General features: G+C 63.9%; 3 protein-coding genes. 2 read left to right on the forward strand and 1 reads right to left on the reverse strand.

Annotated elements, in window-relative coordinates:
- The first annotated feature begins 122 nt into the window (after positions 1 to 122).
- Positions 123 to 275: a hypothetical protein gene (locus BUA29_RS12290; RefSeq protein WP_178137937.1), complete on the forward strand. Its 153-nt coding sequence runs from the start codon at positions 123 to 125 to the stop codon at positions 273 to 275.
- A 122-nt stretch (positions 276 to 397) separates the two neighbouring features.
- Here BUA29_RS12290 and BUA29_RS11780 read toward each other — a convergent pair whose 3' ends face one another.
- Positions 398 to 2,212: a DUF885 domain-containing protein gene (locus BUA29_RS11780; protein ID WP_072756703.1), complete on the reverse strand. Its 1,815-nt coding sequence runs from the start codon at positions 2,210 to 2,212 to the stop codon at positions 398 to 400.
- A 160-nt stretch (positions 2,213 to 2,372) separates the two neighbouring features.
- Here BUA29_RS11780 and BUA29_RS11785 point away from each other — a divergent pair, with 160 nt between their 5' ends.
- On the forward strand, positions 2,373 to 2,900 hold the full coding sequence (locus BUA29_RS11785; protein ID WP_072756704.1) for a M13 family metallopeptidase: 528 nt from the start codon (positions 2,373 to 2,375) through the stop codon (positions 2,898 to 2,900).
- Positions 2,901 to 2,929: the final 29 nt, after the last annotated feature.

Below are 2,929 nucleotides of genomic sequence, written 5' to 3' on the forward strand. Positions count from 1 at the left end.
CGCATGTCCGTCCTCTCTGAATGACGGACTCTACCTAGTTTCCTGTGGTACGGCTCTGTGGGGGCAGGTCAGTAGGCGGCTGCACCGCTGATCTGTATCGCTATCGATCCTCTGGCGAGTACATGGGCTTCAAGAATACGGGCAGCTTGGTGGCGGCAGTCTGCCGTGACACGGGATTGCCAGTGCGGTTGGTGTATGAAGGTAAGCGCAACGAAAAAGTCACCGTGCTGTATGACTACAGCCGTGAGGTGGTGATCCGTCCTCCGGCAGGGTGAGCCGGGGCGTGCGGGCGTATTCGGGCCGCACGGTGGGCGGCCCGAGTCCAAGCCTTGGGTGGCGCATCGAGTTGTCGTACGCCCTGGCGTCCTCTGCCAGGTGCCAGGGCGGGTTGCTGCAGTTATGGCTGGATTGGCTCGTCCAGCATCAGTGCGCGCACGTAGCGAACCGGGGGTGCGCCGTAGGACAGCACCTGGTCGTGATACGTCTTGAGATCGAAGCGGTCGCCCAGTTTGCGGCGAACTGCATCGCGCAGGTCCAGATGTTCCTGCACGCCGACGAAATAGGTGGGTAACTGGGCGGATGTGAGCTGAGCGCGCACCCACTTGCCGGCGGCTTCGCGTTCCTGCTGGAACGCATCATGGGTCATCAGGTGCATGGCCTGCTCGCGGCTCCAGCCGTCCACGTGAACGCCCTGGTCGAGCAGGGCATTGGCGATGGTGCGCAGGTAGAACTTCAGCTGTACCAGTTGGAACAGCGGATCGTGGTCCAGGTAGCCCTGTTCCTGCATCATGCGTTCGGTATAGACCGCCCAGCCTTCGGCGAACACGCCGGAGCGCAGGACGCCGCGCAGCACCGAGGGGAAGCGTGCCGAGTGCCAGCCTTCCAGGTAATGCCCGGGGATGCCTTCGTGGATCGACAGCAGGTGGATCATCCGGCTGTTGTATTCGCGCAGAAAAGAATCCGCCTGAGCGGCGCTCCACTCCTCCGGAATCGGTGAGATGGCGTAAAAGGTCTTCTGCCCCTTGTCCAGCGGCCCCGGCGAATCGCAGTAAGCCACCGCCACGCCGCGCTGGAACTTGGGCATGAGGATCACGTCAACCGGCACGTCCGGCAGGGTGACCAGCTGTTTTTCGCGTACGAAAGCAGTGGCGGCATCCAGGGCTGCCTTGGCATCTTCCACCACGGCGTTGCGCGCCGGATGTTGGGCATACGCCAGCGCCAGCGCGGCTTCGATGGCGGCTTGCTGCTGATCGTCGTCGGGCGTTTCAGGCAGGGCAGGGGCGTTGGGGCGGCCACTCAGTACGCGGCGCGCAATCTCATACATCTGTGCACGCACGCGCCGCATTTCCGCTTCGGCACGTTGCCGGATCTCGGCCCGTGACAGCGAAGATGACAGGGCGAACTTCAGCTTCTGGTCGTACTTGTCTGCGCCCAGACGGAAATCGCCCTGTGCATTGGGAACCAGGGTTTTATCCAGCCAGCGTTGATGCTCGGCCACGGCCTGCTTGAGAGTGGCGATTGCGGCGCGCGTCCGGGCGGCGTCGGCGGCGGGCAGCTCGCCCAGGTGCGGGGTGATGAACGTCTCGACGATCTCCAGCAGCCCGGCGTTCTGGCGGGCGACGGTTTCGGCATGAATCTTTGGCACTCGCGCCGGATCCAGGTTGGCCCGGGCCTGGGCGAGCAGGGCCGGCAACTGTTCCATGCGCGCGGTGGCGGCGGCGATGCGGTGTGGCAGAGGGGCGAAATCGCGCGCCATCAGCCCGTAGATCGCATTTCCGGCCAGCGAGGAATACACCTGCGGGTCCCAGGCCCAGTCCTGCAACACTTCGATCGTCCAGATGTCGGATTGCAGCTGATTGCGCAGCAGGGCGGCATCCACCTGGTTCTCGCGTGAGAGCCGGCTGACATCGATTGCCTCAAGTTGCGCCAGCAGAGCCTTGCTGGTTTCCAGCCGTTGCTGGCGGCCTGCTGGGCTTAAGTCATCCAGCCGGTCGTCATAACGATGGTCACCGATTTGGGTGGCGCTCACCGGCGACAGGGCCAGCCAGCGTTCCACTGCATCGTGCGCCAGTTTGGCGAATGCGGCGTCGGTCGTCGGGTCGGGCATCGTGGTGGCGGGTGGGGCGGGGCTGGTGGACGCGGTTGGCGAGGGCGTTTGCCCGCAGCCAGTCAGTACGGCGGCGAGGGTCAGACCCAACAGACGGACGTGCATCGACAGGGTTCCATATCAAGACGCAAGCCCAACACGATACGGGCATGACGTGTGGGTGCACAGGGGGGGCAGGCCCAACGGCAGGCCAACCAAAGTCACGGGCGGTGCCGGCAGGGACGCGTTAGGCTTGCACATTCCTTGAAAGCCACAGGTCGTCCTCATGAAGCGTTCTTTGCTCGTCCTTGCCATTGCCGGTGTTGTTGCGACGTTGCCTGTGCTGGCTGCCCCGGGAGAGGGCAAGGCGCAGATCGGCACGTTCGGTATCGACCTGACCGCCCGCGATCTGTCGGTGAAGCCGGGGGATGACTTCAACCGGTATGCCAGCGGCCACTGGATCGATACCTACCAACTCAAGGACTACGAGACCAACTACGGCTCGTTCAATGAACTGCGTGATCGGGCCGAGGTCCAGACCCGGGCCATCATGGACGACCTGCTGGCACGCAAGGATCTGGCGCCGGGCAGCAACGCGCAGAAGCTGCGTGATTACTACGTCAGCTTCATGGATCGCGCGACCCGCGATGCCGCCGGGTTACGGCCGTTGCAGCCGGTGCTGGCGCGGATCGCGGCGATTGACAGCAAGCCGGCGTTGATCGCTGCGTTCGGTCATGCCGGCATCGACGGAACCAGCGCGCCGTTCGGTTTTTACGGCTCAATCGCGATTCCAGTGGAAACGGTTCATGTCTGATGGGGAGCATGGAGCCAAGGGTGACGGGG

The sequence above is a fragment of the Thermomonas hydrothermalis genome, from assembly GCF_900129205.1.
GTDB lineage: Bacteria > Pseudomonadota > Gammaproteobacteria > Xanthomonadales > Xanthomonadaceae > Thermomonas > Thermomonas hydrothermalis.